This is a genomic window from Streptomyces sp. NPDC043812 (assembly GCF_056436245.1).
The window spans coordinates 186,273-212,692 of record NZ_JBWKCY010000009.1; the positions used below are offsets into that span (position 1 = coordinate 186,273).

Here is a 26,420-nt window from a genome sequence, read left to right on the forward strand (position 1 = left end):
CAAGCGGTTTCTACCGGGGCGCAAGGGGGCCCGTGATGTTTCTGTTTTTTTACTGTGGCCGAGCCACCGAGTCGCGGACCACGATGTGCGTCCCCAGTCGCACCGTCCCCGTCGACGGCTCGCGCCAGTCGTCCTCGCCCGCCTCCGACAGGGCGAGGCGCACGGCCTGCCGCCCCATTTCCTCCAGCGGCACATGCACGGTGGTCAGCCTCGGACGCATCTCCTGCGCCACGGGAACGTCGTCGTACCCGACCAGGGAGATGTCGTGCGGCACCCGCACACCGGCTTCCTCCAGGGCCTGGGCCGCACCTGCGGCGACGATGTCGTTGGCCGCGAACACCGCGGTGAACCCGGGCCCTTCCCGCAGGAGTTCCGTCATCCGGCGTCTGCCGAAGGCGCGACTGAACGCACCGGGCTGCGCAAGCCGGGGGTCCCAGGCGATCCCGCGCAGTTCCAGCGCCCGCCGGTGCCCCGCGAGGCGGTCGCGGGTGGTGGAGAGCCCCGGGGGGCCGCCCAGGTACAGGATCCGCTCGTGCCCCTGCATCACCAGGTGATCGGTGATCGCGAACGCGCCGCCCTCGTTGTCGTACTCCACCGACACGGTGGGTACGTCCTCGCCCAGCGGTGGACGCCCGCACAGCACCAGTTTGGAGCCCCCGGCGTCCAGTTCGTGTGCTCGGCGGGCGAGTTCGGCGGTGTAGGCACGGTCGGCGACGCTGCCGCCGACGACGATCACCGCGTCCGCGCGGCGCTCGTGCATCAACTCGACGAAGGCCAGCTCCCGTTGGGGATCGCCCTGGGTGCAGCAGACGAGGCACAGCCGGTCCCCGGCGGTCGCCTCCCGCTCCACACCGCGTGCGATGTACGCGTAGAAGGGGTCGACGACGTCGTTGACGATGATCCCGACCGTGCGGCCGGACACACCCGCGAGGGCGCGGGCATGCGCGTTGACGACGTAGCCGAGCTCCCGCATCGCCGCCTCGACGCGCTCGCGGGTTGCGGCGGCGACCGGGTAGTTGCGGTTCAGCACCCGCGAGACGGTCGCGGTGGACACCCCCGCGTGCCGGGCGACGTCGGTGACCGTGGCACGGCGCTGTCCGTCCGCAGCCGTGCTGTTCCGGCGCATCCGGCCCACCCCCTTGGTGTCGTCCTGTGGCGCAGAGCTTAGGGCGGGCGGGACGACGGGCGTCATGCGAGGCGCTCCAGATCGGCGGCCAGGACGGGGTGCTCGAACGGCAGTCCCCGGGCGAAGCGGTCCAGTTCACCGACCGCCAGGGCGCCGAGCCGGTGGACCTCGTTGCCCAGCGACCCGGCGAGATGCGGGGTGAGGAAGACATTGGGAAGGTCCCACAACGGATGGTCCGACGGCAGGGGTTCGGGGTCCGTCACGTCGAGCACGGCATCGATGCGGCCGCTGACGAGATGAGCGGTCAGCGCCTCGGTGTCGATCAGCCTGCCGCGGGCGGTGTTGACGACCAGCGCGCCCGGCCGCAGCAGACCGATCCGTCGCTCGTCCACCAGATGACGGGTCGCCGGTGTGTCCGGTGCGTGCACGGTCACCACGTCACTGGTGGCCATCAGGGTGTCCAGGTCCACCGCGGTCACCCCCAGCCGGGCGGCCTCCGCCGGGCTCACGTACGGGTCGTACAGCAGGACTTCGGCGTCCAGGATGCGCAGCAGCTCGATGACGCGGAGCCCGGTCCGGGAGGCGCCGATGACGCCGATGGTCAGGCCGTTGGTGCCGAGCCAGTGCCGGCGGTCGATGTCGGCTGCTGTGCGGTGGGTGCGGCGGGCGCCGAAGGCGCGGGTGAGCGGAAACGCGCGCTTGGCGCCCAGGATGACGGACGCGAGGGTGTACTCCGCGACGGGCAGGGCGTTCGCGGCGGCCGCCGACGAGACCGCGATGCCCTGTTCGTAGGCGAGGGGGGAGAGGAAGGTCTTGACCGTGCCGGCGGCGTGGATGACGGCGCGCAGCCGCGGCGCGCGCGCCAGGACGGACGCGTCGACGGGCGGGCAGCCCCATCCGGTGAGCAGCACCTCGCTGCGCGCGAGAGCCTCGGCGGCCTCAGGCGAGGTGAACTCACGGATGACCAGGGGCGGTCGGAGGTCGGCGGTCTCTTCGAGGCGCGCGCGCAGGGCCGGCGGGAAGAGGTCGTCGAGCAGTCCGGGGTCCATCGCCAGCACGGTGCGCGGCCGTCGGGCGGGCGGGTCGGCGGTGTCGTCGGCGCCGGCATGAGCCGGTGCCTCATCGGTGGTTCGCACCTTGCCTCCGGACAGTAATCGCATTCTATGGATGTGGGTCGAAGGTAGGGAGTCTTCTGACCTGGAGTCAAGCAATTCCCCGGCGAGTACTGGCCCTTTGATCAGGGGAGATGATGTTTTGTCCCCGAACCTCTCCTGCTTCCGCCGCTGAGTGGCGCAGCCAATCCCGCGAATCTATTGACGAGTTGGGTAACCGCTTACTAGCTTGCCGCCGCAGAAGGCCCGCCATGCGCCACTCAGCCGAACAGGACCGCACCATGGCCGAAACAGCACCACCCCTGCCCCTCGGCGAGCGGCAGCAGAAGGCTGGAACCGCCACGCCGTCCACCACGGACCGGGTCGCGGCCCCCGCCCGTCGACCGGTCCGCACCCACCCGTTGACGTTCTGGCAGCGGGTCAAGCGGGACAGGGTGATGCTGCTGCTCACCCTTCCCGGCCTGCTCTGGTTCGTCGTCTTCCACTACGTGCCGCTGGCCGGTTACCTCGTGGCCTTCCAGGACTACCAGCCCTACCTCGGCTACATGCACAGCGTCTGGGTGGGCTTCGACAACTTCGTCACCGCCTTCGGGGAGCCGGCGTTCTGGTCGGCGGTGAGCAACACCCTGACGATCGCGGTCGTCCAGCTGGTCTTCTTCTTCCCCGTGCCGATCGCCCTCGCCCTGTTGCTCAACAGCATCGTCAGCGACGGGATCCGCCGGTTCGTGCAGAGCGTGGTGTACCTGCCGCACTTCATCGGCTGGGTCATCATCGTCTCGATCTTCCAGCAGATCCTGGGCGGTTCCGGGCTCCTCCCCGATGTCCTCGGCGGACTCGGGCTTCCCCGCTACGACATGATGAGCGACCCCGACGCCTTCCCCTGGCTGCTCACGCTGCAGATGGTCTGGAAGGACGCCGGCTGGGGCACGATCATCATCCTCGCCGCGCTGCTCACCATCGACCGGCAGCAGTACGAGGCCGCCGCCATCGACGGAGCCGGCCCCGCACGCCGGCTGTGGCACGTCACCCTCCCCGGCCTCGCACCGGTGATCATCCTGTTGCTGATCCTCAACCTCGGGCAGATCCTCTCCGTCGGCTTCGAGCAGATCCTGCTCCAGCGCGACGCGGTCGGTCCGGGCGCCGGCGAGGTCCTCGACACGTACGTCTACTACCACGGCATCAGGGACAACGACTGGGGAGTCTCCGCGGCCGTCGGACTCGTCAAGGCCGTGATCGGCACGGCACTCGTCCTGGGCGCCAACACGTTCGCCCACCGCCTCGGCCATGAAGGGGTCTACCGTGGCGCCGACCGCTGAGAACCCGACCGCACGGCCTCCCTGGATGGAGAAGCCGACGAAGGTCACGCAGGCGGCGAAGGGCCTCGCTCTCGTCCTGGTGGTCGCCGCCGTCGCCTATCCGCTGTTCGGCGTCATCGGTACGAGCTTCGCCTCGCAGACCGACATCATCAGGAGCACCGGCCTGGTGCTGTGGCCCGACCATCCCACCCTCGACGCGTACCGGACCATCTTCACCGGGGGCGTCGTCCTGCGTGCCCTGACGGTCAGCATCGGCATCACGGTGCTCGGCACGCTCGCGAGCCTGCTCGTCACGATCGGCATGGCCTACGGGCTCTCCCGGCGCGACGTCACCGGCTCCCGGGTCATTCTGATGACCGCCCTGTTCACGATGCTCTTCAACCCCGGGATCATCCCCAACTTCCTGCTCGTCAACGAACTGGGGCTGTACAACACCTACTCCGCACTCGTCCTGCCCACGCTCGTGAGTGCGTTCAACCTCGTCGTGCTCCGTTCGTTCTTCATGAACCTGCCCGAGGAACTGTTCGACGCGGCCCGCGTGGACGGCGCCGGCGACCTGCGCGTCCTGGTGCGGATCGTCCTGCCGCTCTCCAAGGCCGTTCTCGCCGTGATCAGCCTCTTCTACGCGGTCACCTACTGGAACGCCTTCTTCAACGCGCTCCTGTACCTCGACGACTCCGACAAGTGGCCGATCCCGATGGTGCTGCGCACCTTCGTCCTCCAGGGGCAGAGCCTGAGCGGCTCCGCCATCGGCGAGAGCGTCGCGCCCCAGCAGGCGGTGCAGATGGCCGTCCTCGTCGTCGCCGTCGTACCGATCCTGCTCGTCTACCCCTTCCTCCAGCGCTACTTCACCAAGGGCGTGCTCACCGGAGCCGTCAAGGGCTGACACACCGCGCACACCCCCCGCGCCTTCCGTCCCGTTCGTCGCTAGGAGATTCAGGTGGCACGTTCTGCACCCATCAATCGCAGAGCACTCTTCCGCATGGGAGCGGGCGCGGGCCTGGGTCTCGCCGCCGCCCCGCTGCTCGCCGCCTGCGGCGACGGAGGGACGACGGCCAAGGCCGAGGCGAAGAGCGCCAAGCTCCTGCCCACGACCGCCGTGCGCAACATCGGTCTCGAGCCCGACCTGCCCGGCACCGCCGCGGGCGTACCGCAGGCGTACTTCCGCTACCCCGCCAGGCCGCTGCCGTCCGTCGGGCGCCAACCGCTCAAGGGCGCCGCGCCTGTGAAGGCAACCATGGAGACGTTCTCCCCGCCGCCGCCCGCGCGCGGCAGGAACACCACCTGGCAGGCGATCGAGCAGAAGCTCGGCGGGACCGTCGACATCACCGCGGTCCCCGCCGACGACTACCCGACCAAGTTCTCCACCATGGTTGCCAGCGACAACCTGCCCGACATCTTCATGTACCCGGAGACCGGCGGCGTCGACCACAAGGCCGCCTTCCTCGCGGCCAAGTGCGCCGACCTCACTCCGTTCCTCTCCGGTGACAAGGTCAAGGACTATCCCAACCTCGCCGCCGTGCCGCAGGGCGCCTGGCAGTCCGCGATCCACGGCGGAAAGCTCTACGGCGTGCCCATCGCCCGGATGGGAACGGCCGGCGCCGGCTTCTACCGGCACGACCTGTTCGAAGAGGTCGGAGTGCGCAGCCTCGACGAGATCACCGGACTGGACCGGTTCGTGGAACTCTGCAAGGAACTGACCCGCCCGAAGAACGACCGGTACGCGATCGTGGCGGGAGTCACCCAGCTGCTCGCCATGTCGGCCGGTGCGCCCTACGGCTGGCGGATGGATGCCGGCAGCGGCAGGTTCACCACCGATCTGGAGACGGACGAGTACCGCCTCGCGGTCGAGACCGCGCGCAAGCTCTACGAGGCGGGCTGCTTCCACCCCGGCACGATCGGCATGTCCGGCGCGCAGAAGGCCCAGTACACCGACATGTTCAAGAACGGCAGGGCCGCCTATGTGTACGACGGCATGCCCGCCTATCTGACACCCGTCACCGGCTATGTCGCCGCCATGGCCGCGGTGGACAAGAGGTACGACGTCCGGCCGATGACGCCCTTCGGTGACAAGGCCGTCGCTTGGACGGACAACCTCACGCTGTCCACGACCTTCATCAGGAAGGCTTCCGACGAGCGAGTCAGGCAGCTGCTCGCCCTCGCCGATTTCGCCGCCGCGCCGTTCGGCAGCGAGGAGTACACGCTCATCAACTACGGCGTCGAGGGCACCGACTTCACCCGCGACGCGAAGGGCAACCCCGTCCTCACCGAGCAGGGCACCCAGAACGTCGCCGTGCCCTGGAAGATGCTCGCCTCCGCCGTCCCCGCCGTGTTCAGCGCGGTGAGTGAGGACGCGGTCCGCCATGTGCACACGGCGTACACGAAGCTGATCCCGATGATGGTGGAGGACCCGGTCCTCATGTACTCCTCTCCCACGTGGGAATCCAAGGGGGCCGGCAGTCTCCTCACACTCAAGCTGGACGGTCTGAAGGACATCGTCTCGGGCCGTAAGCCCATGTCCGCCTACGACGGCCTGGTCAAGGAGTTCCTCGCCAAGGGCGCCGAACAGGCGCGCGCGGAGTTCCAGGAAGCCGCGCAGAGGGGGCAGAAGTGACCGGCCTGCCCACCACCAGACGCGCCGCACTGCGCCTCGGCGGCGCGGCGGTCGCCGCCGCGGTCGCCGTGCCGGTCATCGGCTCGCCCGCCTCCGCCGTCGGCTTCGCACCGCGGCCCGGTTCCGACGGCCTCGGTGACCCGCTGTTCCCCACTCTGGGCAACGGCGGTTACCAGGTGACCCACTACGACCTCACCTTCGACTTCACGCCGGTGACCTACGATTTCACCGGCAGCGTGACCATGCATGCCAAGGCTCTCCACGACCTGTCCGCGTTCAACCTGGACTCCGACGGCCACGCCATCGACGCCGTCACCGTCGACGGCCGCGAGGCCGTCTGGGACCTCTCTCTTGGCCAGAGCGGGCAGGAGCTCACGGTCACCCCCGCGCGGCCGCTGCGCCACGGCACTGCTTTCACCGTCGAGGTCCGCTACCGGGGCAACGGCAAGGCGTCACGGGCCGGTCTCACCGGCTGGAACTTCGGCACGGACGGCGGCTTCGCCTCCGCCACCCAGTCCTCCCGCGCCGACACGTTCCTCCCCTGCAACGACCACCCCTCCGACAAGGCGACCTGGACCTTCCACATCGGCGCGCCCGAAGGCTTCGTCGCGACCGCCAACGGCGACCTCCTCCACAGGACGCCGCGCGCCGACGGATCCACCGTCTGGCACTTCGCACTGCGCGAACGGATGGCGACCGAACTGCTCGGCATCGCCGTGGTGAAGGGCACCTACCTCTACGGGACCGGCCACCGCGGTCTGCCCCTGCGGCACATCGTCCCGCAGGGCACGGAGGACAAGTACGGCCCGATCGTGGCCCGCACCGCGGATCATCTGGCCTGGTGCGAGGCAAAGTTCGGCCGCTACCCGTACTCGGTGTACGGCTGCCACATCTACGACGGATACAAGGCGGCGCTGGAGAACCAGACACTCTCCCTGTTCGCCACCAGCTGGTTCACACCCAACGCGGCCGGCCATCCAGCCTACGAGACGACGATGATCCACGAGCTGGTCCACCAGTGGTACGGGGACTCGGTCACGCCCGCCGACTGGCAGCAGGCATGGCTGAACGAGGGCCCCGCCGTGTACTACGCCGGACTGTTCGGCGAGGAGCAGGGCTGGTCGGTCCTCGAGGACAGGATGAGGACCATCTACGGCAAGCTCGACGCGATCCGGGCGCAGGACGGACCCCCGGGACTGCCGAAGGCGCTCGGCGGCACCAACATCTACGACGGCGGTGCCCTGGTCCTCCACGCCCTGCGCAAGCGCACCGGGGACCGCCGGTTCGACCGTGTCATGCGGTTGTGGCCCGAACGCTTCAAGGACCGCAACGTCACCAGCGAGGACTTCATCCGGCACACCGTTCAGGTCACCGGGGACCGGTCCCTCGACGGCTTCCTCCGAGACTGGCTCTTCGGAGCCGTCAATCCGCCCATGCCCGGACACCCCGACTGGAAGGCACCGGCGTGAACCGTCCCACCGCAAGAGCCAGAGGCATGGCCGCCGTATTCGCCGCGGTCACGCTCGCATCGGTCCTCACCGCCCCCGCGGCGCAGGCCGATCCCGCCGCCCGCACCCTGTTCGCCTCGCCCGGCGGCCGTGGCGACTCGTGCACCGCCGCCCGGCCGTGTTCGCTGGAGGGCGCACGGGACGAGGCCCGCACCGTCACCGGCCAGGACGTCCGGATCCTGCTCCGGGGCGGGACGTACACGCTGGACGAGCCGCTGCGCCTGGGGGCGCAGGACTCGGGAAGCGACGGACACACCGTCACCTGGACCGCCGCTCCCGGCGCCGCCCCGGTGCTCTCCGGCGGCCGGGCGCTCGTCGGCTGGACCCCGGGCGAGGACGGGACCTGGACGGCCGGGGTGCCCGCCGGTGTCACACCGCGTCAGCTGTTCGTCGACGGCGAGCGGGCCGTCCGCGCACGTGGGGATGCCTGCGCGGCCTCGGTGTGCGACGCCACCCGGACGGGGATGACCGGGGCCACCGCCACAGGCATCGCCGACTGGAAACGGCCGACGGACGCAGAAGCCGTGATCAGCGTCCGCTGGCGCAACTACCATTGCCGGATCGCCGGGGTCGACGGGGACGCACTCACGTTCGCCCAACCGTGCTGGACCAACTCCGCGAGCGGAACCAACCGCACAGGCCCCGCCTGGGACACCACCACCGTCGACTCGTCACGCTACAGCGGCGTCGCGTTCTTCGAGAACGCCGTCGAACTCCTCGACGAGCCCGGCGAGTTCGTGTGGGACTCCGCAGCGCGAACGGTCACCTACCTGCCGCGCAAGGGCGAGAACATGCGCCGCGCGCAGGCTGTGACGCCTCACACCGAGCAGTTGCTCGTGCTGGACGGCGCGCGCGACGTGACGATCCGGGGCCTCGGCTTCTCCTACGCCGCGTACGGCCGGCCGAACACCGACGAGGGCTATGCGGGGATGCAGGCCGGGCTCACGCTGACCGGCGCCACCGGGCCGGTCGACCATGCGGGCCGCTTCTACACCAAGCCGGCCGCCGCCCTCACCGTCCGCGGCGGCCGGAACGTCACGGTGGACCGGGCCCGGTTCACCCGTCTCGGTGGCGCCGGCGCGATCCTGGAGGCGGGCACCAAGGACTCGTCGGTCACCCGTTCCTCCTTCACGGACCTGTCGTCCGGCGCGGTGTACATGGGCGACACCGAACCGATGCCCGGGGCCGAACTGGCGGGCGAGCGCAACACCGTCGCGTACAACACGATCCGGCACGCCGGCGTGGAGTACACCGACGCCGTCGGCATCTGGGCCGGCTACGAGGCGGACCTGAGCGTCGACCACAACACGCTCGACCGGCTGCCGTACTCCGGTATCTCCGTCGGCTGGGGCTGGAACCAGCCGGAGGCGCAGCAGTCTCTCCTGCGCGACAACCGGATCACCGGCAACCGGATCACCAACGTGATGGAGGTCGCGCACGAACAGCACGACGGCGGTGCCATCTACACCCAGGGAGACCAGCCGGGCACGGTGATCTCCGGGAACTACATCAATCGCTCCGCGTACGGCAACACCGAGCGCGACGGAAACGGCATCTACCTCGACGAGCAGTCCTCGCACATCCTCGTCGAGAGGAACGTGATCACCCGCATCGGCTACAAGTGGGTGTCCAACTGGGCCGGTTACGGCATCGAGAACACCGCCCGCGGAAACTGGACCGACACCGCGGCACCGGCGCTCAGCGGCCGCGGGTCCGTCATGACGGACAACCTCACCGGGCTGGACGAACTCCCGGCGGAGGCCGTGCAGGTGGCAGTCTCCGCGGGCGCCGTGCGCGGCCCGGTGGAGCGGCTCCGCCCCGACCTGGCCCGTGCCGGCACGGTGACGCAGTCGTCGACGGACGGCGCGGCGGCAGCTGTGAGCGCTGTCGACGGTGACACCACCACCGACACCCGTACGCTCTCCGAGCCGGGTGCCTGGTGGCAGGTCGACCTCGGCAGCGCCCAGCACGTGGGCCAGGTGGAGGTCTGGAACAACTCCTCCATGACGACCGCCGACTTCGACGTGATCACGGACACCCGCACGGTGCGTGTCCCGGGCAGGGCCCTGCGACCGACCCTCATCGACGTGGACGCCACGACCCGGTTCGTCCGGATCGAGCTTGCCGGCACCGGCCGCATGGCGCTCTCCCACGTGCTCGTCCACCCGTAGCACGGCCCTTCCCCACCACGGAGCACCCGGCAGTGCACGCTTCGACAGGCACCGGGCACGCGGTCATGAGCCGCGTGCCCGGTGCGTTGCTGTCGAGCGGCCCTGCGGTACGTGTCATCGGGGAACAGGCGGGGTGGACATCATCCATTCATCGGAGTTCTGTGGGGGAGATGCCGTCAACTGCGGGGCAGTTTCGGAGTGTTGGGGCGTTGACATCCGATGAATGTGCCTCTAGGTTCCCCAGCGTTTCGCCGTTCGGTCCGCACCGCCGACTCGTCGAACCATCCCCCAGGGAGCCCCCCATGCGTATGCCCCACCGACGCCACCGCCCCCACCGAGCCACGGGACTCGCCCTCCTGCTGGCCTCCGCACTCGCCGCCACCGCCGTTCCGGCAGCAGCCGCGGGGAGCGCCCCCGCCTCCGGACCCGCGACGGCTCCCGCCGCCGGGCCGGGCACGGACCACGCCGTCGACGACCCGTTCTCCAGCCGGCGTACGCAGTGGTTCCGTGAGGACCGGTTCGGCATGTTCATCCATTTCGGCGCCTACTCGAACCTGGAAGGCGAATACACACGTGCCGACGGCACCGTCTGCCGCGACGCCGAGTGGATCAAACGGGAGTGCGACATCCCGACGGACGAGTACGAGCAGCAGGCCGCGACGTTCAACCCGGCCGACTTCGACGCGAAGGCCGTGGTCGCGGCGGCCAAGGACGCCGGGATGCGCTACATCGTCATCACCTCCAAGCACCACGACGGCTATGCGATGTGGCCCACCAAGGTCAACTCCTGGAATGTGCGCGACCATTCGGCCTTCGACAGGGAGCGCGACATCCTGGCCGAGCTGAAGGAGGCCACCGATGCCGCAGGTATCAAGCTCGGCTTCTACTACTCGATCTGGGACTGGCACGACCCGGACGCCCCCGACCCCGCGACCTTCCCGGCGTACGAGAAGAGGATGTACGCCCAGCTCAAGGAACTGGTCGACACCTACGACCCGGCTCTGCTGTGGTTCGACGGCGAGTGGACCGGCAGCAAGCCCCAGAACCCGTGGACCGCCGGCGACGGCGAACGGCTCGAGGCGTACGTCCGAGCGCTCGATCCCGACCTCGTCGTGAACAATCGGGTCGGCAAACGGCGGGTCGTCGACGGCGACTACGGAACCCCCGAGCAGGAGGTCCCGGGTGTCCCGATCGACGGACAGCTGTGGGAATCCTGCATGACGATCAACGACCACTGGGGTTACGCCCGTCATGACGAGAACTGGAAGTCCGCCACCACCCTGGTGCGCCACCTGCTGACCACCGCATCCCGCAGTGGCAACTACCTGCTGAACGTGGGCCCCGACGCGAGGGGCCGCATTCCGGGGGCATCGCTTCAGCGCCTCGCCGAGGTGGGAACGTGGCTGCGCACCGCCGGCCAGGGCGATGCCGTCCACGGCGCCCGCCACGCCGGCATCGTCGAACAGCCCACCTGGGGCACCGTCAGCCGCAAGGGCGACAAGCTGTTCGCCGCCGTCACCCGGTGGCCGGCCGACGGCGGCACCCTGCACCTCAAGGCGCTGACGGACTTCCGGGTGGAGCACGTCCGCGTCCTCGGCAGCACACAGAAGGTGACCGTGACAACCTCCGGCGACGGCTACGACATCACGCCGTCCGGCGGCCCCACCAATGCCGCCGCCACGGTTGTCGAACTGACGGTGGACCCGGGCCGCACGGCTCCCCGCGGCCACGGGCGTGGCCTGACGGCCGAGTTCTTCGACAACGCGACCCTCACCGGCCCCCCTGCGGTCACGCGCGTCGACCCGACCGTGAACCACTCGTGGAAGTTCACCGGTTCACCGGACACGGCTGTCCCGCAGGACAACTTCTCCATCCGCTGGACCGGTTCGATCCAGCCCCGTCGCACCGAGGCGTACACCCTGACCACCGTTTCGGACGACGCCGTGCGGGTCTGGATCGACGACGAGCTCGTCATCGACGCCTGGCAGCCCCATGGGCCGCGCATCGACAAGGCACAGGTGAACCTGACCGCCGGCAACCGGCACGCCGTCAGGATCGAGTACGCGGAGACCGTCGGCGAAGCCCATATGAAGCTCCTGTGGTCCAGCCCCAACCAGCCCCAGCAGATCGTTCCCGCCTCTCAGCTGTACCCCCGCTGACCACCGCCGGCGCCGCGAAGCCGACAGGAGTCGGCTGAGCGGCGGCGAGCGTGGGTGTCCGCGAAGTGGTACCGCGTCGGTCACCCTGCCGGCTGTCAGAGGCCGTAGATCGCATGGACGGTCTTGCCGCCCAGCTCGGGCACGACGTGGAGGTCGCGGCTCAGCTGTTGCACCAGGTGCAGTCCGAATCCGCCCCGCTCGTCGCCGCTGCGGTGCCAGGGTTCGGGGAGGGCTTCGCTGCGATCACGGCAGGCGATGTCGAGGCAATCGCCGTGGGCAGCGATGGTCAGCATGCACGGGCCGTGGGTGTGCCTGATCGTGTTGGTGACCAGTTCGGACACGATCAGCACCACCTCGTCGACGGCGTCCTGGCCGATGGGCAGGGGGCCGAGCCAGTCGGCGGTGGCACGGCGGGCGGCGGCAGGCGCCCGTGTTCCTGCCAGGGGCAGTCGATGACAGGGGAGGGTGTCCCGGATCGGGGCGGCGAGGATCGACATGACCGTTCCCTTGATGTGCCGCCCGCTCGGGCAGCCGAACGAGTGATCACCAGCGGCGGCGGCGATCCTTGTACGACACGATGTCCTCCTGTGCGTGAGCCGTGTGACACAGGAGATTCGAAGCCGGTCCACGTGGGGATGGGTACCCCGGTGAAATGGGTGCGCAGGGCTGATTCAGGGGGTGCGACGTGCCGGTCAGGTCGGCAGTTCGAAGACGCCGAGGGGAGCGGTGGTGGGCTGCGGGGAGCCGCCCGCAGGTTCGACGGTGATCCCCACAGCGGTCGCATCGCCGACGGGGCCCTCGAGGACACGGCCCTGCTCACCGCCCCGGCCCGCCAGCAGTCCGGCAGCACGTGGGCTGCCCGCATCGTTGAACCACAGCTGGTAGACCTTGCCCGACCCCAGCGGCGCCAGCCCTGAGGCGATGAACGCCGCCTGGCTCTGCGCGCGCGAGGTGATGACGCTGGCGGTGGCCCCGCCCTCCAGCTCCTGGGTGCGGATCGTCGCGTCCGGTGCGGCCAGCACCTCGGCAAGGGACGAGTAGCGCTCGGCGCGCTGCTCGGCCTGCGTCTGCAGGTCGTCGGCGCGCTGGTACTGCCACACCGCGATGCCGCCCAGGGCAGCGGCCGCGGCGACGCAGGCCGCGAGTGCCCACCGCAGCGGATTCGTGCGCCACGTGCGAGCGGGAGCAGGAGCAGGAGGCAGCGGCGACTGATCGGTGACGGCGATACGGTCCAGTACGCGCTGCTTCAGCTCGGGCGGCGGGAGTCTGTGCTCGGCGAGCCCCAGCTCCGCTGTGGTCTCCGAGAGGTCCGCGACGTCACGGCGGCAGTCCGCACAGCCGGCCAGATGGTTCTCGTATGCGGCTGCCTCGCAGGGCGGCAGCGCGTGCAGGACAAAGGCGCCGACCGCAGCGTGGGGGTCCTCGGCCTGCTTCATCGCACAGCCTCCAGACACAACCGCAGACGGCGCAACGCATCCCGCATCCGTGATTTGACGGTCCCTGCCGGCTCCGACAGGGACTGCGCCACTTCAGCGTAAGTCAGTCCTCGGTAGTAGGCGAGAATCAGCGCCTCGCGCTGCCTATCGGAGAGTGACCCCAGACATTTGTGCACCTGTTGCTGCTCCTGCCGCCCCTCCACGGCCTCCGCAACGACATCGAAGGGCGTCTCCTGCTGGAGGAGCGCGGCGCGCAGCTCCCGGTCGCTGTTGGCCTGCGCCCACCGCACGCGGTCCACCGACCGACGGTGCGCCAGTGTCATGACCCACGACCGCGCGCTCCCTCGCTGGGCACTGAACCGGTCGGCCGTCCGCCACACCTCCACCATCACATCCTGCGTCACCTCCTCGGCCTGTGCCGGGTCACGCAGGATGCGGCAGGCCAGTCCCATCACCGGAACGGCCAGCGCGTCGTAGACGGCCGGAAAGGCGTCCCGGTCACCGTGAGCAACCCTCACCAGGAGGTCGTCAATACTCAGACTGCCTGCGCGAGGACCGACATCTCCGTTACCCGTCATCGACCGTCCCCTGCTCCCTGCTCTCTGCGGCAGCGACTCTTCGATGCCATCACTGATCGCCGCTCTTCGCATGTCCTGCGCCCTCGGGCCCCCGCACTTGAGCTTGGCGTCGGTGGACCGTCGGGGGCAGGCTTGAGGGTGCGGAATCGCGTGCGCCCGCCGCACGAAGGGAGCCGGGATGATCCAGATCGCGGATATCCGTGAATGGCGCACTCACGACGTCGTCGACGCCGCCGGGCGCAGGATCGGGCCGCTGGAGGCGATCTACGTCGACACCAGCACCGACCAGCCGGCCATGGCCACGGTGCAGGTCGGGCTGCCCGGCCGTCGTCAGCTGGTCTTCGTCCCGCTGGACGGCGCGACCGTCGGGCCCGAGTACGTCAGGGTCGCCTACGACAAGTCGTTGGTGAAGAAGTGCCCCGCCATCGGCACCGACGACGTGCTTCCCGCCGAGGACGAGGAAGGCGTCTTCCAGCACTACGGCCTCGTCTATCAACCCGGTGCCAACGGCGAACGGCAGCTTGCCCGCCGCTGAGTGCCCCCGTGCTCACAGGGGCGGTGTCCCTATCGTGGCTCTCTTCCTGTTCCTCGTCCTCGTCGCCGTCGTGCTGGGCGTCATCGGCGCCGTGGCCGACGGACTTCTCCATCTGCTGATCATCGGCATCGTGATCTTCGTGGCCGCTCTGGTCTGTCTCGGCCTGCGGCTGCGCCACTCCGGCCCTCGGCGAGTGCGTTGACCGCCGTGCCGGGTCCGGTCGCGGGGACCCGCCGGGCCAGGTACTGAACCACTGCACGCCGCTGCGGGAGGGGCGCTGCCGGGCCGTCCGGTGTGGACGGCATTGCCGTTCGAGAATCGAGCGTGCGCTCACGGCTTGCGGAGTAGTCCGCCGTACTCGTAGATGCCTTTGCGCTGGTCGGTGGCACCGAGGTAGGGGGCGAGTGACGCGTGCACGGGAGCGAGCGGCGGCTGGTCGGGGTCGGGGCGCCAGTCGGCGAGATTGACCAGTCCAGGATCCACCGGCTCCAGCCCGTCCAGGAACGAGTCGAGTTCGGCCGGGGTGCGCGTCTGCCAGGGGATGCCCCCGCCGGAGATGTGTGCGCTCATCTCGGCGCCTCTGGCCGGGTCGTCGGAGACGACCTGGGACAGCCCCAGGTAACTGCCCGGTGCCGCACGGTCGATGACCGTGCGCAGGATCCTTCGGGGGTCACCGGCATCGGTGAGGTGGTGGACCACGGACAGGAACAGCACGGCGACCGGTTCGCGGAAGTCGATCAGCCGTTTCACCTCGGGATGGTCGAGGACGGACTGCTGGTCCCGCATGTCGGCAGTGATGACGGTGGTGGAGTCGTCGTCAGCGAGCAGGGCCATGCCGTGCGCCAGCACGATCGGGTCGATGTCGATGTAGACGACGCGGGTGTCGGGGGCGAAGCGTTGGGCGACCTGGTGCACATTGTTGTCAGTCGGGAGACCGCAGCCCATGTCCAGGATCTGGCGGATGCCCGCCTCCCGCGTCAGATACCGCACGGCCCGGAAGAGGAACTGCCGGTTCTGCCGGGCTATGTCCACGCACTCGGGGAAGTCCGGCAGCGTGGACAGGAGGAACTTGCGGTCGATCTCGTAGTTGTCCTTGCCCCCGAGCATCCACCCGTAGGCCCGCGCCGAGGTCGGCACGTCGAAGGGTATCGAGGTCCCGGACGGGTTCTCGTTGACCACAGGCGCTCTCCGCCTCTCCCCGCACAGCTACGGTCCGTCGGCTACGTCGTGGCGAGACTACCCTCCGATGTACCTCCCGGTGGAGCATTGGAAGCATCAAATCCCTTGCTGGAAAAGGCAGTTGTTCACTCTCGCCTGGCGATGCCGACGAGTCGACCGGGTGCCGGGAGTTGGAGGATGTGACGAAATACCAGTGCCCTTGAACACTCCCCGCACCGTTTCCGTATGGAGCGACGCGCTGCTCTCTCTGCCGGCTTCTCCCCCAGATCCGGTAATGAAGCAATAGGAGTTCCCTTGAGACACACAGTACGAAGACGTTCGAAGCAGACCAAGCGGGTTCTGGCGGCCTCGGCCGCACTGATCCTCGGCGGAGGTGTTCTCCTCGGCGTGAACACGTACGCGTCTGCCGGTCAAGGCTGGGGGCCGTGGTCGGCCGACCGGAACGAAGGCCAGCAGAACCGCACGCAAAATGCCTGGCAGCAGGTGTCCACCGTCGACTGCCCCGAGGTCGCCAACGGGCTGCCGGCCGTGCCGGATCCCGCTCGGCCGGAAGTCGACCGCGAACTGGCCACGATGGACAGCCAGATCACCGACGCCTACCAGCGACTGGCCGACAACAAAGAGCAGTTGGAGCGCGATCGGCAGTTCGCCCAGAATGCGATTCTCTCACCGCTGCGCAGCAAGCGGGTGGCGAGCATCGACCGCATCGCCGTCGCCATCGGCCGCGTGACTGGACAGCAGCCGCAGGGGCTCGAGGCCATGGCGTCCTGCACCCTGAAGAAGGACGACGCCGGCAACGGACAGGGCAACGGCGCAGACGGCGGTCAGGGCAACGAAAACGGCGAGGGCCAGGGCAACGACAACGGCGACGGCCAGGGCAACGAGAACGACGGGGACAACGGCGGCGACCAGAACGGCAACAACAACGGTCAGGCCGGCAACGGCCCCGAGCAGGGCGACTTCGTCAACATCGAGAACCTCCAGCCGAATGTCGACCGGCCCCGCAATCGCCGCGGCTCATCCACGGGAACGTTCACGACGAACTGCGGCGTGAACGCGAACGGCAAGTTCAACCCGGACAACGTCATCGTCGCCCCCGGCGTGGCCAACGGCGCGCACCACATGCACGACTACGTGGGCAACCAGGCCAATGACGCCTTCGCCAGCGACGACGACCTTGCCAACGGCGAGACCACCTGCCGGAACCAGGGTGACAGGTCGACCTACTACTGGCCCGTGCTGCGCCTGCAGAACGGCCAGGACGAGAACGACGTGAATGCGGACGGCGGCGGCAACGACCAGAATGTCGGCGAGATCCAGACGCCGTCCCAGGTCACGCTGCAGTTCGTCGGCAATCCCCGCAGCAAGGTCACGGCGATGCCGCGATTCCTGCGCATCATCACCGGCGACGCCAAGGCGTTCGTCAACGGCAACGCGAACGCGAACGCGTCGTGGAGCTGCACCGGATTCGAGAACCGTCAGCTGAAGGACAAGTACCCGATCTGCCCCGAAGGGAGCAAGGTCGTGCGGTCCTTCAAGTTCCAGAGCTGCTGGGACGGCCGGAACACGGACAGCGCCAACCACCGCACGCATGTCGCCTTCGCCGACAGCAGCGGCCGCTGCCAGAAGGGTTTCCGGGCCATTCCGCAGCTCGTGCAGCGCATCGTCTACGACGTGCCGCCGCCGGTCTTCGACGGGCAGAACTCCTCGGTGTTCGCGGTGGACTCGTTTCCCGAGCAGCTGCACAAGCCGATCACCGACCACGGTGACTTCATCAACGTCTTCGACAAGAACCTGATGAAGAAGGTGGTGTCCTGCATCAACACCGGGCGCCGGTGCAAGTGATCTGAAGGCCGACGAGGTGGGGGTCACGTGAAGACACCGGGCCCCGCCTCGTGGCCGTCGGCGGGTCAGGCCGACGGCTCGTCCGCGCGGCTCGGTTGCGTGGTGGACAGGCGGTCCAGCCATTCGCTCATCAGGCCCGCCTCCGCGGCGCTGAGGGTCCCCGGCGCGGACCGGCCCAGCAAGGCGTTCAGCCTGGCTGCCGTCGCCGGCACCTGGGTCTCGTCCCGCCCGTCGGCCGTGCCGCCGGACGTGTCGTGTGCGGCGAAGGCTTCCGGAGTGAGCACGGCGGCATGGACCGCGTCCCGCACCCGGGTCGACATCGTCCTGTCCGTGAAGGTCGCGGGCCGGGCCACCAGCATGAGGGCCACTCCGACGTTGGCAGACATCACCATCTGCGCGGCCACCTGGGGCGCCAGCCGCAGTTTGCCGAGTGCGGCCGCCCTCTCCAGGTCGCGGGTGAGGATCTGATGGGACTCCAGGGCGGAGGCCGGCGCGGTGCGCATCGAGGGTGAATTCATCAAGCGGTAGAGGTTCGGGTTCTTCAGGGCGAAGGCCACGTGGGTGTCCCAGCCGTCTCGCAGGTCCTGTACCGGGTCCGCTCCGGGCACGTGCTGCCGCTTCGTCGCGAGGTACGTGTCGAAGCCGTGGTCGACGACGGCCGACAGCAGGCCTTCCTTGTCACCGAAGTGCCGGTACAGGGCCGGGGCACCCACCTGGGCGGCTTCGCACACGGCCCGGGTCGAGATGTCCCCGTCCGCAGACGCCGCGACCAGCTCGGCGGCGACTTCGAGGATGCGTGCGCGCGTGCTCATGGGAGGGACGCTATCAAGGCGGGTAGCGCTGTTAACCACCGTAGGCGCGGGTGCGGGCCGCCTCACTCCTTGCCGGGGACGTGCGGTGTGAGGAGGTCGTGCAGTCCGATGCGGGTGAGGAACTCGCTGCGGACGTGGTCGGCGACGGCGCTGACGGTCTCGCTGCCGTCGTCGGCGGGGTCGATGTGGACACGGAAGGGGCGCTTTCCATGTGCGGTGTCGACGATCCGCACGATGGCGTCGGCGACTTGGGAGACATCGGCGTCGGCGGGGGCGAGGGCCGCGAGGCGCCCTGAGACCTGGTCCATGAGCCCGGCGTAGCGCTCCTCGTACGCGGGCAGGAGAGTCCGCTCCGCGGGATGTCCGCCCGTGACGAAGTGGTCGGTGCCGCTGGTGAAGGAGCCGGGGACGACGATCGAGGTCTCGATGTTGAAGCGGGCGAGTTCGGCGGCGTAGGACACGGCGAGGGCGTCCATGGCCGCCTTCGCGGCGAAGTACGGGGCGAGGTAGGGCGGCGTGCCACCGCGAGTGGAGCTGGAGCCGACCCACAGCACCAGGCCCTCCTCCTGGCCCCGCAGATGGGGGAGTGCGGCACGGTTGACGCGCTGTGAGCCGAGGACGTTGGTGTCGTGGACGGCGGCGAGTTCTTCGGGGGTGAAGGCCTCGGTCGGGCCTGTGACCATGTGTCCGGCGTTGTGGATCACGACGTCGAGCCGGCCGGTGTCGGCCAGGATCGTGTCGATGGCGGCGTCGGCCGACTCCTGGGAGAGGACGTCGAGTTCGACGGTGCGCAGGTCGACACCGTGGTCGGTGGCGTAGGCGCGGGCATCGGCGACGCGGTCGGCATTGCGGGTGGTCGTGTTGCGCATGGCGGCGTAGACGGTGTGTCCGGCGTCGGCGAGGGAACGGGCGGTGAGGGCTCCGAAGCCCGAGCCGGCACCGGTGATGACGATGGTCTTGCCCATGACGGAATTCCTCTGCTGAAGGAGATGCGGGAAGTGACGGCAAGCGCGTCGGGGAGCCTCGTGCCTCAGACGATCCCGCCGTTGGCGCGCAGCACCTGCCCGTTGATCCAGCGGGCGGGACCGGCGAGGAAGGAGACGACCTCGGCGATGTCTGCCGGGGTGCCGAGGCGCTCGAGCGGGTTCATCTTCGCCATGCGGTCGATCGTTTCCTCGTCCTTGCCGTCGAGGAACAGGGCGGTGGCGGTCGGCCCGGGAGCGACGGCGTTGACGGTGATGTCCCGTCCCCGCAGCTCGCGCGCCAGGATCATCGTCACGGCCTCGACGGCGCCCTTGGTGGCGGCGTACGCGCTGTAGCCGGGCAGGGCCAGGCCGAGCACGGACGTGGAGAAGTTGATGATCGCTCCGCCGTCCCGCAGGCGCCGCGCGGCCTGCTGGTCGACGACGAAGGTGCCGCGGACGTTGGTGCGGTGCATACGGTCTAGCGCGTCGAGATCGAGGTCGACCAGCGGGGCGAGGGTCATCACGCCGGCGGCGTGCACGACCACGTCAACGCCGCCGTAGGTGTCCTCGGCGACATCGAAGAGCGCTGCCACCGCGTGCTCGTCCGCCACATCGGCCCGGCAGGCGATGGCCTGCCCTCCGGCGCCGGTGACGGCCGCGACCGTCGCCTCTGCCTCGGCCTGGTTGCCCGCGTAGTTGACGACGACGGAGAAGCCGTCGGCGGCCAGCCGCTCGGCGCTCTCGCGGCCGATCCCGCGCGAACCGCCGGTGACGATCGCGACCCGGCGCTGCGGGGAGTGCTGCTCGCTCATGGTGCTGCTCCTGTTCCGGAAGGGCCGCGGGTCCGGTCCGCAACCCGACAGAATCAACGCTAACGCTTGAGGCGTAGCAACGCTACCCACGAACGTAGCGTCGCTACGCCAGGTGGCCGCGGGTGCGACGGCCGCCCGGCATGGTCGCGTCCAACCCGGGCACAGAAAGCAGCGAGAGCCGGGCGCACGGCCCGGCGAGCGAGGACGAGGAGAACCCATGTCGAGGCCGCCACTTCCGGAACAGGCCGTTGCCATGCTCCGCAAGCCCAATCCCGCGGTGATCACCACACTCCGGCCGGACGGCCAGCCGGTCTCCGCGGCCACCTGGTACCTCTGGGACGACGGCCGTGTACTGGTCAACATGGATCAGGGGCGCAAGCGGTTGGATCACATCCGCAAGGACCCCCGCGTCACCCTGACGGTGCTGGACGAGCACAGCTGGTACACCCACCTGACCGTCGTCGGCCGCGTCGGTGAACTGCGTGACGACGAAGGTCTCGCCGACATCGACCGGCTGTCGCACCACTATCTGGGCCACGCCTACTCCCAGCGGGAGAACGGCCGGGTCAGCGCATGGATCGAGATCGACCGCTGGCACGGCTGGGGCGCACTCAGGGACGGCAAGTAGCCCGGCATCCGCGCGGGGTGCGCAAGGATATGTCCATGGCACACATCTCTGATCTTGTGGAGCACCTCGGCCTCCAACCGCATGTCGAGGGAGGGTGGTTCCGGGAGACGTGGAAGACGTCCGGTGAAGCGACACCCGAGGGATACGGCGGCGTGCGGGCGTATGCGACAGGCATCTACTTCCTGCTGCATCCCGGTGAGGTCTCCCGATGGCACCGGGTGCGTTCGGACGAGCTGTGGCTGTGGCATCGGGGCGGCCCCCTGCGGATGCGGCTGGGAGGCGACGGCGCCGCCCCCAAGGAGGCGGCCGCCGTCGAGGCTGTGCTCGGGAACGGGGTCGAGCGGGGCGAACGTCCGCAGGTCCTCGTCCCCGGTGGGATCTGGCAGAGTGCCGAACCGGCGGGCGAGGAACCCGTTCTGGTCAGCTGCGTGGTCGCGCCGGGCTTCGACTTCGAGGACTTCGAAATGGAGTGACGACGCCCGTCGTCCCTCGGGAGGCCGCAGCCATCGCCCTCGTTCTCACGGGTCAGGAACGGCGGTTGTGCGTGCCGGGGGTGTAGCCGAAGGCGCGACGGAACACATCGATGAACGCGCTGGTCGAGGACCAGCCGCACCGATGGGCGACGGTGGTCACCGGCCCGTCCTCGGCCAGCATGCGCAACGCGTGGAAGAGGCGTAGCTGGGTGCGCCACTGAGGGAACGTCATGCCCAGCTCGCGCCGGAAGAGGCGGCTCAGGGTGCGTTCACCCGCTCCCGCCGCAGCTCCCAGCTCGGCCAGGGTCCGAGCGTCCGCAGGGTTGTCGTGAAGAAGGCCGCAGACGGCTGCGAGGCGGGGGTCGGTGGGGGCCGGCAACTGGACGGGCTGCTGCGGAGAGGCGCGCAGCTGGTCGAGGAGTACCGCCCGCAGGCGCAGCCGTTCGGGAGTGTCGTCATGCGGACCGCTGGTGTACGCCAGGATCAATTCGCGCAGCAGCGGACTGACGGCGAGGACCGTGGGGGCGTCGAGTCCGAGAGGTTGGTGTCGGTGGGCAGGCCGAGCAGGTGCAGGGCGAGGTGGCCGTGCGCGCGATGGGCGTGGACGCAGCCGGCCGGGACCCAGATGGCGCGGGTGCCGGGTGCGAACCAGGTCCCGCTGTCGGTCGTGACGGCCAGAACGCCGGAGCCCGCGTAGACGATCTGGTGGTCGTCGTGGCGGTGCGCATCGATGCTCGCTCCCGGAGCGAGTGACTGGGCGCGGGTGGGCGCCTCGGGCGTGTGGCGGATGTCCGGCATTCATTGGCATTTTATCGGAAGCGCGCCACGTCGTGCCGTAGCAACGATGGGGAAGTGCCGACGAACCCGCCCGCCCGCAACAAGCACATCGCCCTCCTGTCCCTGGGCCATGCCTGTGTGGACATCTACCAGGGAGCGGTGGCCGCCCTCGTGCCGTTCCTCGTCTCCGAGCGCGCCTACACCTACGCCGCCGCCTCCGGCATTGTGCTGGCCGCCTCCCTGCTGTCCTCGGTCGTCCAGCCGCTGTTCGGGGCGCTCACCGACAAGTGGGCGATGCCGTGGCTCCTTCCGGTGAGCGCGCTGATGGGCGGGCTCGGCGTGGCGCTCGCCGGCGTCAGCGGCTCCTACGCCCTCACTCTCGCCGTCGTCGCCGTGTCCGGAATCGGCGTCGCCGCCTACCACCCGGAAGCCGCCCGCGTGGCCCGTGACGCCGCCGGCGGCAGCCACGCCGCGATGGGCTGGTTCTCCCTCGGGGGCAACCTCGGCTTCGCCGTCGCGCCCCTGATGGTCACCGCCGTCATCGCCACCGGAGGGCTGCACGCCTCCCCACTGCTGGTCGTCCCGGCCCTCGTCGGCGCGGCGTTGTGCGTGGCTGCGCTGCGGGGGATCAGGGCCGGTACGAAGACCCCAGCCGCGGCTCCGGCGGCGGCCCGCACCGGCCGGGTCACCGGCGGCCAGGACGACTGGGCGTCCTTCATCAGGCTGTCGGGCGCCGTCGTGTGCCGCTCGATCGTCTTCGTCGGCCTCGGCACGTTCATCTCGCACTACGCACGTCAGCGCGCCGGGGGAGGGGAGGCGTCGGGCACGGCCGCGCTGTTCGTGCTCTACCTCGGCGGCGCGGTCGGAACCGTGGCCGGTGGGAAGCTCGCGGGCCGCCGAGGCCGCATCCCCGTCGTCCGGTGGTCCTACGCCCTGACCGTCCCGGCGGTTGGCGGCGTCGTCCTCGTCCCCGGCCCGCTGCTGTACGTGTTCGTCGCCCTCACCTCGGCCGGTCTCTACGTGCCCTTCTCTCTGCACATCACCCTCGGCCAGGACTACCTGCCCGGGCGCGTGGGCACTGCCAGCGGCGTCACTCTGGGCTTGACCATCAGCATCGGCGGCCTCGCCACGCCGCTCATCGGTACGCTCGCCGACGCCACCACCTTGCAGAACGCCCTCGCACCCCTGATCGCGCTGCCCGCACTCGGATGGCTCCTGCTGCGCACCCTGAAGGAGCCCGAGTTGCTCGAAGCCGCCACCGGCCGGTCGTCGGTCATTGCCGGATGACGGCACGCCCAGGGCGAGGCGAACGCATCGGGCGTCCCTCTATGCTCGGCGGATGGCGAAGTACTTCGATGTGCACCCCGAGAATCCTCAGCGGCGCACCATCAGCAATGTGGCCGACAGCATCCGGGCCGGTGCGCTCGTCGCGTACCCCACGGACTCCTGCTATGCCCTGGGGTGCCGGCTGGGCAGTCGTGACGGCATCAGCCGGATCCGGTCCATCCGGAACCTCGACGACCGTCATCACTTCACCCTCGTGTGCCGGGACTTTGCGCAGCTCGGTCAGTTCGTGCACATCGACAACGACGTGTTCCGTGCGATCAAGGCTGCCACTCCCGGCAGTTACACGTTCATCCTGCCGGCGACGAAGGAGGTGCCGCGTCAGCTGCTGCACCCGAAGAAGAAGACGGTCGGCGTACGGATTCCCGACCACGTCGTCGCTCAGGCCCTCCTCGCCGACCTCGGCGAGCCGCTGCTGTCCAGCACCCTCCTCCTGCCCGACGAGGACGAGCCGCTGACGCAGGGCTGGGAGATCAAGGAACGACTCGACCATGTGGTGGACGCCGTGGTCGACTCGGGCGACTGCGGCACCGAGCCGACCACGGTCGTCGACTTCTCCGGCGGCGAACTCGAGATCGTGCGCCGAGGGGCGGGCGACACCGCGCCGTTCGAGTAGCAGCGGCCGTGCGGCCGGGGCCGGAACGGCCCCGGCCCCGGTCCCTGTCCGAGGAACGCTCACCGGTCCTCGGGGCGCAGGCCGGCGTCCTTCCCGACAGTGGACGGATCAGGCACCGACGCCCCCAGCCGCTCGGTCAGCCAGGCATGGAACATGCCGATGTGGTGCTCGGTAGGCACCAGCACACCCCCGGACCGGTACGCACGCGACGCCATCGCCGGCTGGGTGCGCTCGCAGGCCTCGAAATCCTGGGCGTTGACGCGATGGAACAGTTCGACGGACCTCGACACGTCCGAGCCGGACTCCACCACCTCGGGCGCGTACAGCCAGTCGCACTCGACGACCGTGCGGTCCTCGGCGAGCGGGAACATCCGGTGCAGGATCACATGGTCCGGCACGAGGTTGATGAAGACCGTCGGCCTGACAGTGATCGCGTAGTAGCGGCGGTCCTGGTCGTGCGCGACCTCCGGCAGTCTCGCGAAGCCCTCGCTGCCGTCGACGGTGAAACCCTTGATTCCGTCGCCGAACTCGGCGCCATGGCCGACGTAGTACTGCGCCGCGTAGCCGTCCGCGAACTCCAGGAGCACTTCGGTGAGTTCGGGATGGATCGTCGCGCAGTGGTAGCACTCCATGAAGTTCTCGACGATCAGCTTCCAGTTGGCCCGCACGTCGTAGGTGATGCGCCTGCCGAGCACCAGGTCCTCGGTGCGGTAGCAGTCGATGGACGCGACGTCGCCGAGCCGTTCCACGGCCGCGCCGATCACCGTCTCCTCGAACGATGGAGCCTCGTCGGCCAGACACACCCAGGCGTAGCCCAGCCATTCGCGCAGCGCCACCGTGACCAGGCCGTACGCGGTGCGGTCGACGTCGGGCATCCTCACCAGATTCGGCGCGGCGATCAGCCTGCCGTCCAGGTCGTACGTCCAGGCGTGGTACGGGCACTGCAGATTGCGCCGGAGCTCGCCGGACTCCTCGGTGCACAGCCGGGCGCCTCGGTGCCGGCAGACGTTCAGGAAGGCGCGCAGTTCACCCTTGCGGTTACGGCTGACGATGACACTCTCGCGGCCCACCTGCACGGTGCGGAACGCTCCGGGCCTGTCGAGGTCGGCGCTGCGCACGGCGCAGAACCACATCGACTCGAACAGCCGCTCCTGCTCCTGCCGGAAGATCTCCGGATCGGTGTAGAAGCTGCCGGGCAGCGTCGCGATCAGGCTTGGGGAGACGGGGGTTGTCGTCACGGCGGCCTCCTCAGGCGGGCGCGGCGGACAGCCGGCGAGGGTCGAAGAGCTCGATGGGGTGCTCGGTGGTGCCGTTCAGCGACAGGTCGGCGACGATCTCGCCGACGACGGGGACGAATTTGAAACCGTGTCCGGAGAACCCGCAGGCGACCGTCACGGCGTCGGGATGCCCCGGATGGCGCGCGATCACGAAGTGCTCGTCGGGCGTGTTGGAGTACATGCAGGTGGCGGCCTTCAGGAACCGGCCGGGGAGCGACGGGATGTGGTGGGAGAGCTGGTCCGCCATGGCGGCGACCTCGTCCGGGTGGACGGTCCGCTCGATGGTCTCCGGAGTGCAGACGGTGCCCTTGCGGAAGAACGCGACCTTCGCACCCAGGCTCGGCCCGTCGATCGACGGAAAGCCGTAGAACTGGACGTCGTTCGCGTCCTCCCAGATGTAGATGGGATGGTTCTCGGGAAGGAACGGACGGGTGCCGCCGTCGGGCTGGAACCAGTACATGACCTGCCGCTCGATGGTGAACGGCACACCCAGGTCGGTGAGCAGCTGCGGCGCCCACGCCCCCGGGCAGATCACCAACTGCCCGGCGGTGTAGGTGTCCTCGGCGGTGTGGACGCGCACGCCGTCGCGGTACGGCTCCCAGCGCAGCATCGGCTCCTCGAAGTGCAGGTCCGCGCCGGACCGTGCGGCGAGCTGAAGGTGGGCGGCGACCGTGTTCTCGGGGCGGACGAGTCCGGCCCGCGCCTCGTAGAGCGCCACCTCGTCGTCCTCGGGGGTGAGGGTGGGGAAGCGGCGGCGGATCTCCTTGGCGTCGAGCATCTCGTGCGGCAGGCCCCACTGCCGGGCCGAGAGCAGAGAGCCGGACACCGTGCGGGACTCCGGGCGCCCGACCATCACACCGCCGCACAGGGTCGCGATGTCCCGGCCGGTGTCGCGTTCCAGCGCCTCGTACAGTTCGTACGCGCGCAGCAACAGCGGTACGTACGCCGGGTCCTCGAAGTAGGACTGGCGCGTGATGCGCGAACCGCCGTGGCTGGAGCCGCGGTTGTGGACCGGGCCGAATTTCTCCAGGCCCAGCACGCGCGCGCCGCGCGCGGAGAGATGGTGGGCGGCGGCGCTGCCCATTCCGCCCAGGCCGACGACGATGACGTCATAGGTGGGTGACATGCCTGGTGACC

24 protein-coding genes and 1 pseudogene are annotated in these 26,420 nt (G+C 69.5%); 13 read left to right on the plus strand and 12 right to left on the minus strand.

Translation table 11 applies throughout. The features are described 5' to 3' along the window. Positions 1 to 49: 49 nt before the first annotated feature. Both AC067Z_RS15995 and AC067Z_RS16000 read right to left on the minus strand, forming a co-directional pair. On the minus strand, positions 50 to 1,126 hold the full coding sequence (locus AC067Z_RS15995; RefSeq protein WP_478790107.1) for a LacI family DNA-binding transcriptional regulator: 1,077 nt from the start codon (positions 1,124 to 1,126) through the stop codon (positions 50 to 52). Between the two features lie 62 nt (positions 1,127 to 1,188). After that, positions 1,189 to 2,175, minus strand: a complete 987-nt coding sequence (locus AC067Z_RS16000; protein WP_478790190.1) for a hydroxyacid dehydrogenase — start codon at positions 2,173 to 2,175, stop codon at positions 1,189 to 1,191. Between the two features lie 314 nt (positions 2,176 to 2,489). Here AC067Z_RS16000 and AC067Z_RS16005 point away from each other — a divergent pair, with 314 nt between their 5' ends. From AC067Z_RS16005 to AC067Z_RS16030, 6 genes are all read left to right on the plus strand, one after another. Then, positions 2,490 to 3,554: an ABC transporter permease gene (locus AC067Z_RS16005; protein ID WP_478790108.1), complete on the plus strand. Its 1,065-nt coding sequence runs from the start codon at positions 2,490 to 2,492 to the stop codon at positions 3,552 to 3,554. 25 nt (positions 3,555 to 3,579) lie between these two features. Then, positions 3,580 to 4,440, plus strand: a complete 861-nt coding sequence (locus tag AC067Z_RS16010) for a carbohydrate ABC transporter permease (protein ID WP_478790191.1) — start codon at positions 3,580 to 3,582, stop codon at positions 4,438 to 4,440. Between the two features lie 54 nt (positions 4,441 to 4,494). Further along, the gene (locus AC067Z_RS16015; protein WP_478790109.1) at positions 4,495 to 6,168 is read left to right on the plus strand and encodes an extracellular solute-binding protein; all 1,674 of its coding nucleotides are present in this window, start codon (positions 4,495 to 4,497) and stop codon (positions 6,166 to 6,168) included. Continuing rightward, positions 6,165 to 7,637 (plus strand): M1 family metallopeptidase, encoded by a 1,473-nt coding sequence (locus AC067Z_RS16020; protein ID WP_478790110.1) that lies wholly within the window; start codon positions 6,165 to 6,167, stop codon positions 7,635 to 7,637. Before AC067Z_RS16015 ends, AC067Z_RS16020 begins: the two co-directional genes overlap by 4 nt. 26 nt (positions 7,638 to 7,663) lie before the next feature. Next, positions 7,664 to 9,847, plus strand: a complete 2,184-nt coding sequence (locus tag AC067Z_RS16025; RefSeq protein ID WP_478790111.1) for a right-handed parallel beta-helix repeat-containing protein — start codon at positions 7,664 to 7,666, stop codon at positions 9,845 to 9,847. Between the two features lie 302 nt (positions 9,848 to 10,149). Beyond that, complete coding sequence (locus tag AC067Z_RS16030; RefSeq protein WP_478790112.1) at positions 10,150 to 12,006, plus strand: alpha-L-fucosidase; 1,857 nt, start codon at positions 10,150 to 10,152, stop codon at positions 12,004 to 12,006. A gap of 95 nt (positions 12,007 to 12,101) precedes the next feature. Here the strand turns inward: AC067Z_RS16030 and AC067Z_RS16035 are convergent, their stop codons facing one another. The 3 genes from AC067Z_RS16035 to sigK form a co-directional block, all read right to left on the minus strand. Then, the gene (locus AC067Z_RS16035) at positions 12,102 to 12,503 is read right to left on the minus strand and encodes an ATP-binding protein (RefSeq protein ID WP_478790113.1); all 402 of its coding nucleotides are present in this window, start codon (positions 12,501 to 12,503) and stop codon (positions 12,102 to 12,104) included. A gap of 195 nt (positions 12,504 to 12,698) precedes the next feature. Further along, on the minus strand, positions 12,699 to 13,442 hold the full coding sequence (locus AC067Z_RS16040) for an anti-sigma factor (protein ID WP_478790114.1): 744 nt from the start codon (positions 13,440 to 13,442) through the stop codon (positions 12,699 to 12,701). After that, entirely contained in the window at positions 13,439 to 14,020 is a 582-nt protein-coding gene (gene sigK, locus AC067Z_RS16045) for an ECF RNA polymerase sigma factor SigK (RefSeq protein WP_478790192.1), read from the minus strand. Before sigK ends, AC067Z_RS16040 begins: the two co-directional genes overlap by 4 nt. Positions 14,021 to 14,198: 178 nt before the next feature. Here sigK and AC067Z_RS16050 point away from each other — a divergent pair, with 178 nt between their 5' ends. Then, positions 14,199 to 14,555 (plus strand): PRC-barrel domain-containing protein, encoded by a 357-nt coding sequence (locus tag AC067Z_RS16050; RefSeq protein ID WP_478790115.1) that lies wholly within the window; start codon positions 14,199 to 14,201, stop codon positions 14,553 to 14,555. A 34-nt stretch (positions 14,556 to 14,589) separates the two neighbouring features. Next, positions 14,590 to 14,757, plus strand: a complete 168-nt coding sequence (locus tag AC067Z_RS16055; RefSeq protein ID WP_478790116.1) for a hypothetical protein — start codon at positions 14,590 to 14,592, stop codon at positions 14,755 to 14,757. Between the two features lie 128 nt (positions 14,758 to 14,885). On the opposite strand, the gene AC067Z_RS16060 is transcribed toward AC067Z_RS16055, so the two are convergent. Then, entirely contained in the window at positions 14,886 to 15,734 is an 849-nt protein-coding gene (locus AC067Z_RS16060; protein WP_478790117.1) for an SAM-dependent methyltransferase, read from the minus strand. A 294-nt stretch (positions 15,735 to 16,028) separates the two neighbouring features. Here AC067Z_RS16060 and AC067Z_RS16065 point away from each other — a divergent pair, with 294 nt between their 5' ends. Continuing rightward, positions 16,029 to 17,579, plus strand: coding sequence for a DUF1996 domain-containing protein (locus AC067Z_RS16065; RefSeq protein ID WP_478790118.1), 1,551 nt, complete (start codon positions 16,029 to 16,031; stop codon positions 17,577 to 17,579). A gap of 65 nt (positions 17,580 to 17,644) precedes the next feature. Here AC067Z_RS16065 and AC067Z_RS16070 read toward each other — a convergent pair whose 3' ends face one another. From AC067Z_RS16070 to AC067Z_RS16080, 3 genes are all read right to left on the minus strand, one after another. Continuing rightward, positions 17,645 to 18,391, minus strand: coding sequence for a TetR/AcrR family transcriptional regulator (locus AC067Z_RS16070; RefSeq protein WP_478790119.1), 747 nt, complete (start codon positions 18,389 to 18,391; stop codon positions 17,645 to 17,647). Positions 18,392 to 18,453: 62 nt separating this feature from the next. Then, the gene (locus tag AC067Z_RS16075) at positions 18,454 to 19,356 is read right to left on the minus strand and encodes an SDR family NAD(P)-dependent oxidoreductase (RefSeq protein WP_478790120.1); all 903 of its coding nucleotides are present in this window, start codon (positions 19,354 to 19,356) and stop codon (positions 18,454 to 18,456) included. 65 nt (positions 19,357 to 19,421) lie between these two features. Continuing rightward, positions 19,422 to 20,168, minus strand: a complete 747-nt coding sequence (locus AC067Z_RS16080; RefSeq protein ID WP_478790121.1) for an SDR family oxidoreductase — start codon at positions 20,166 to 20,168, stop codon at positions 19,422 to 19,424. Positions 20,169 to 20,385: 217 nt separating this feature from the next. Here AC067Z_RS16080 and AC067Z_RS16085 point away from each other — a divergent pair, with 217 nt between their 5' ends. Together AC067Z_RS16085 and AC067Z_RS16090 are read left to right on the plus strand one after the other, a co-directional pair. Continuing rightward, positions 20,386 to 20,796: a PPOX class F420-dependent oxidoreductase gene (locus AC067Z_RS16085; protein ID WP_478790122.1), complete on the plus strand. Its 411-nt coding sequence runs from the start codon at positions 20,386 to 20,388 to the stop codon at positions 20,794 to 20,796. Positions 20,797 to 20,831: 35 nt separating this feature from the next. Next, complete coding sequence (locus AC067Z_RS16090) at positions 20,832 to 21,269, plus strand: cupin domain-containing protein (RefSeq protein ID WP_478790123.1); 438 nt, start codon at positions 20,832 to 20,834, stop codon at positions 21,267 to 21,269. A gap of 52 nt (positions 21,270 to 21,321) precedes the next feature. On the opposite strand, the pseudogene AC067Z_RS16095 reads toward AC067Z_RS16090, so the two are convergent. Further along, a pseudogene (locus AC067Z_RS16095) lies at positions 21,322 to 22,067 on the minus strand (helix-turn-helix domain-containing protein). Between the two features lie 54 nt (positions 22,068 to 22,121). On the opposite strand from AC067Z_RS16095, the gene AC067Z_RS16100 reads away from it, so the two are divergent. Next, the gene (locus AC067Z_RS16100) at positions 22,122 to 23,333 is read left to right on the plus strand and encodes an MFS transporter (RefSeq protein ID WP_478790124.1); all 1,212 of its coding nucleotides are present in this window, start codon (positions 22,122 to 22,124) and stop codon (positions 23,331 to 23,333) included. A gap of 52 nt (positions 23,334 to 23,385) precedes the next feature. After that, positions 23,386 to 24,006 (plus strand): L-threonylcarbamoyladenylate synthase, encoded by a 621-nt coding sequence (locus tag AC067Z_RS16105; RefSeq protein WP_478790125.1) that lies wholly within the window; start codon positions 23,386 to 23,388, stop codon positions 24,004 to 24,006. A 59-nt stretch (positions 24,007 to 24,065) separates the two neighbouring features. Here the strand turns inward: AC067Z_RS16105 and AC067Z_RS16110 are convergent, their stop codons facing one another. Together AC067Z_RS16110 and solA are read right to left on the minus strand one after the other, a co-directional pair. Beyond that, positions 24,066 to 25,244: an aromatic ring-hydroxylating oxygenase subunit alpha gene (locus AC067Z_RS16110; protein WP_478790126.1), complete on the minus strand. Its 1,179-nt coding sequence runs from the start codon at positions 25,242 to 25,244 to the stop codon at positions 24,066 to 24,068. A 10-nt stretch (positions 25,245 to 25,254) separates the two neighbouring features. Beyond that, positions 25,255 to 26,409, minus strand: coding sequence for an N-methyl-L-tryptophan oxidase (solA, locus tag AC067Z_RS16115; RefSeq protein ID WP_478790127.1), 1,155 nt, complete (start codon positions 26,407 to 26,409; stop codon positions 25,255 to 25,257). Positions 26,410 to 26,420: the final 11 nt, after the last annotated feature.

What these genes read in the sequence shown, in the direction of transcription:
- AC067Z_RS15995 (WP_478790107.1), bottom strand. Translation starts at nt 1,126, where the DNA reads ATGCGCCGGAACAGCACGGCTGCGGACGGACAGCGCCGTGCCACGGTC.
- AC067Z_RS16000 (WP_478790190.1), bottom strand. Translation starts at nt 2,175, where the DNA reads ATGGACCCCGGACTGCTCGACGACCTCTTCCCGCCGGCCCTGCGCGCG.
- AC067Z_RS16005 (WP_478790108.1), top strand. Translation starts at nt 2,490, where the DNA reads ATGCGCCACTCAGCCGAACAGGACCGCACCATGGCCGAAACAGCACCA.
- AC067Z_RS16010 (WP_478790191.1), top strand. Translation starts at nt 3,580, where the DNA reads ATGGAGAAGCCGACGAAGGTCACGCAGGCGGCGAAGGGCCTCGCTCTC.
- AC067Z_RS16025 (WP_478790111.1), top strand. Translation starts at nt 7,664, where the DNA reads ATGGCCGCCGTATTCGCCGCGGTCACGCTCGCATCGGTCCTCACCGCC.
- AC067Z_RS16030 (WP_478790112.1), top strand. Translation starts at nt 10,150, where the DNA reads ATGCGTATGCCCCACCGACGCCACCGCCCCCACCGAGCCACGGGACTC.
- AC067Z_RS16035 (WP_478790113.1), bottom strand. Translation starts at nt 12,503, where the DNA reads ATGTCGATCCTCGCCGCCCCGATCCGGGACACCCTCCCCTGTCATCGA.
- AC067Z_RS16040 (WP_478790114.1), bottom strand. Translation starts at nt 13,442, where the DNA reads ATGAAGCAGGCCGAGGACCCCCACGCTGCGGTCGGCGCCTTTGTCCTG.
- sigK (WP_478790192.1), bottom strand. Translation starts at nt 14,020, where the DNA reads ATGACGGGTAACGGAGATGTCGGTCCTCGCGCAGGCAGTCTGAGTATT.
- AC067Z_RS16050 (WP_478790115.1), top strand. Translation starts at nt 14,199, where the DNA reads ATGATCCAGATCGCGGATATCCGTGAATGGCGCACTCACGACGTCGTC.
- AC067Z_RS16070 (WP_478790119.1), bottom strand. Translation starts at nt 18,391, where the DNA reads ATGAGCACGCGCGCACGCATCCTCGAAGTCGCCGCCGAGCTGGTCGCG.
- AC067Z_RS16075 (WP_478790120.1), bottom strand. Translation starts at nt 19,356, where the DNA reads ATGGGCAAGACCATCGTCATCACCGGTGCCGGCTCGGGCTTCGGAGCC.
- AC067Z_RS16080 (WP_478790121.1), bottom strand. Translation starts at nt 20,168, where the DNA reads ATGAGCGAGCAGCACTCCCCGCAGCGCCGGGTCGCGATCGTCACCGGC.
- AC067Z_RS16085 (WP_478790122.1), top strand. Translation starts at nt 20,386, where the DNA reads ATGTCGAGGCCGCCACTTCCGGAACAGGCCGTTGCCATGCTCCGCAAG.
- AC067Z_RS16090 (WP_478790123.1), top strand. Translation starts at nt 20,832, where the DNA reads ATGGCACACATCTCTGATCTTGTGGAGCACCTCGGCCTCCAACCGCAT.
- AC067Z_RS16105 (WP_478790125.1), top strand. Translation starts at nt 23,386, where the DNA reads ATGGCGAAGTACTTCGATGTGCACCCCGAGAATCCTCAGCGGCGCACC.
- solA (WP_478790127.1), bottom strand. Translation starts at nt 26,409, where the DNA reads ATGTCACCCACCTATGACGTCATCGTCGTCGGCCTGGGCGGAATGGGC.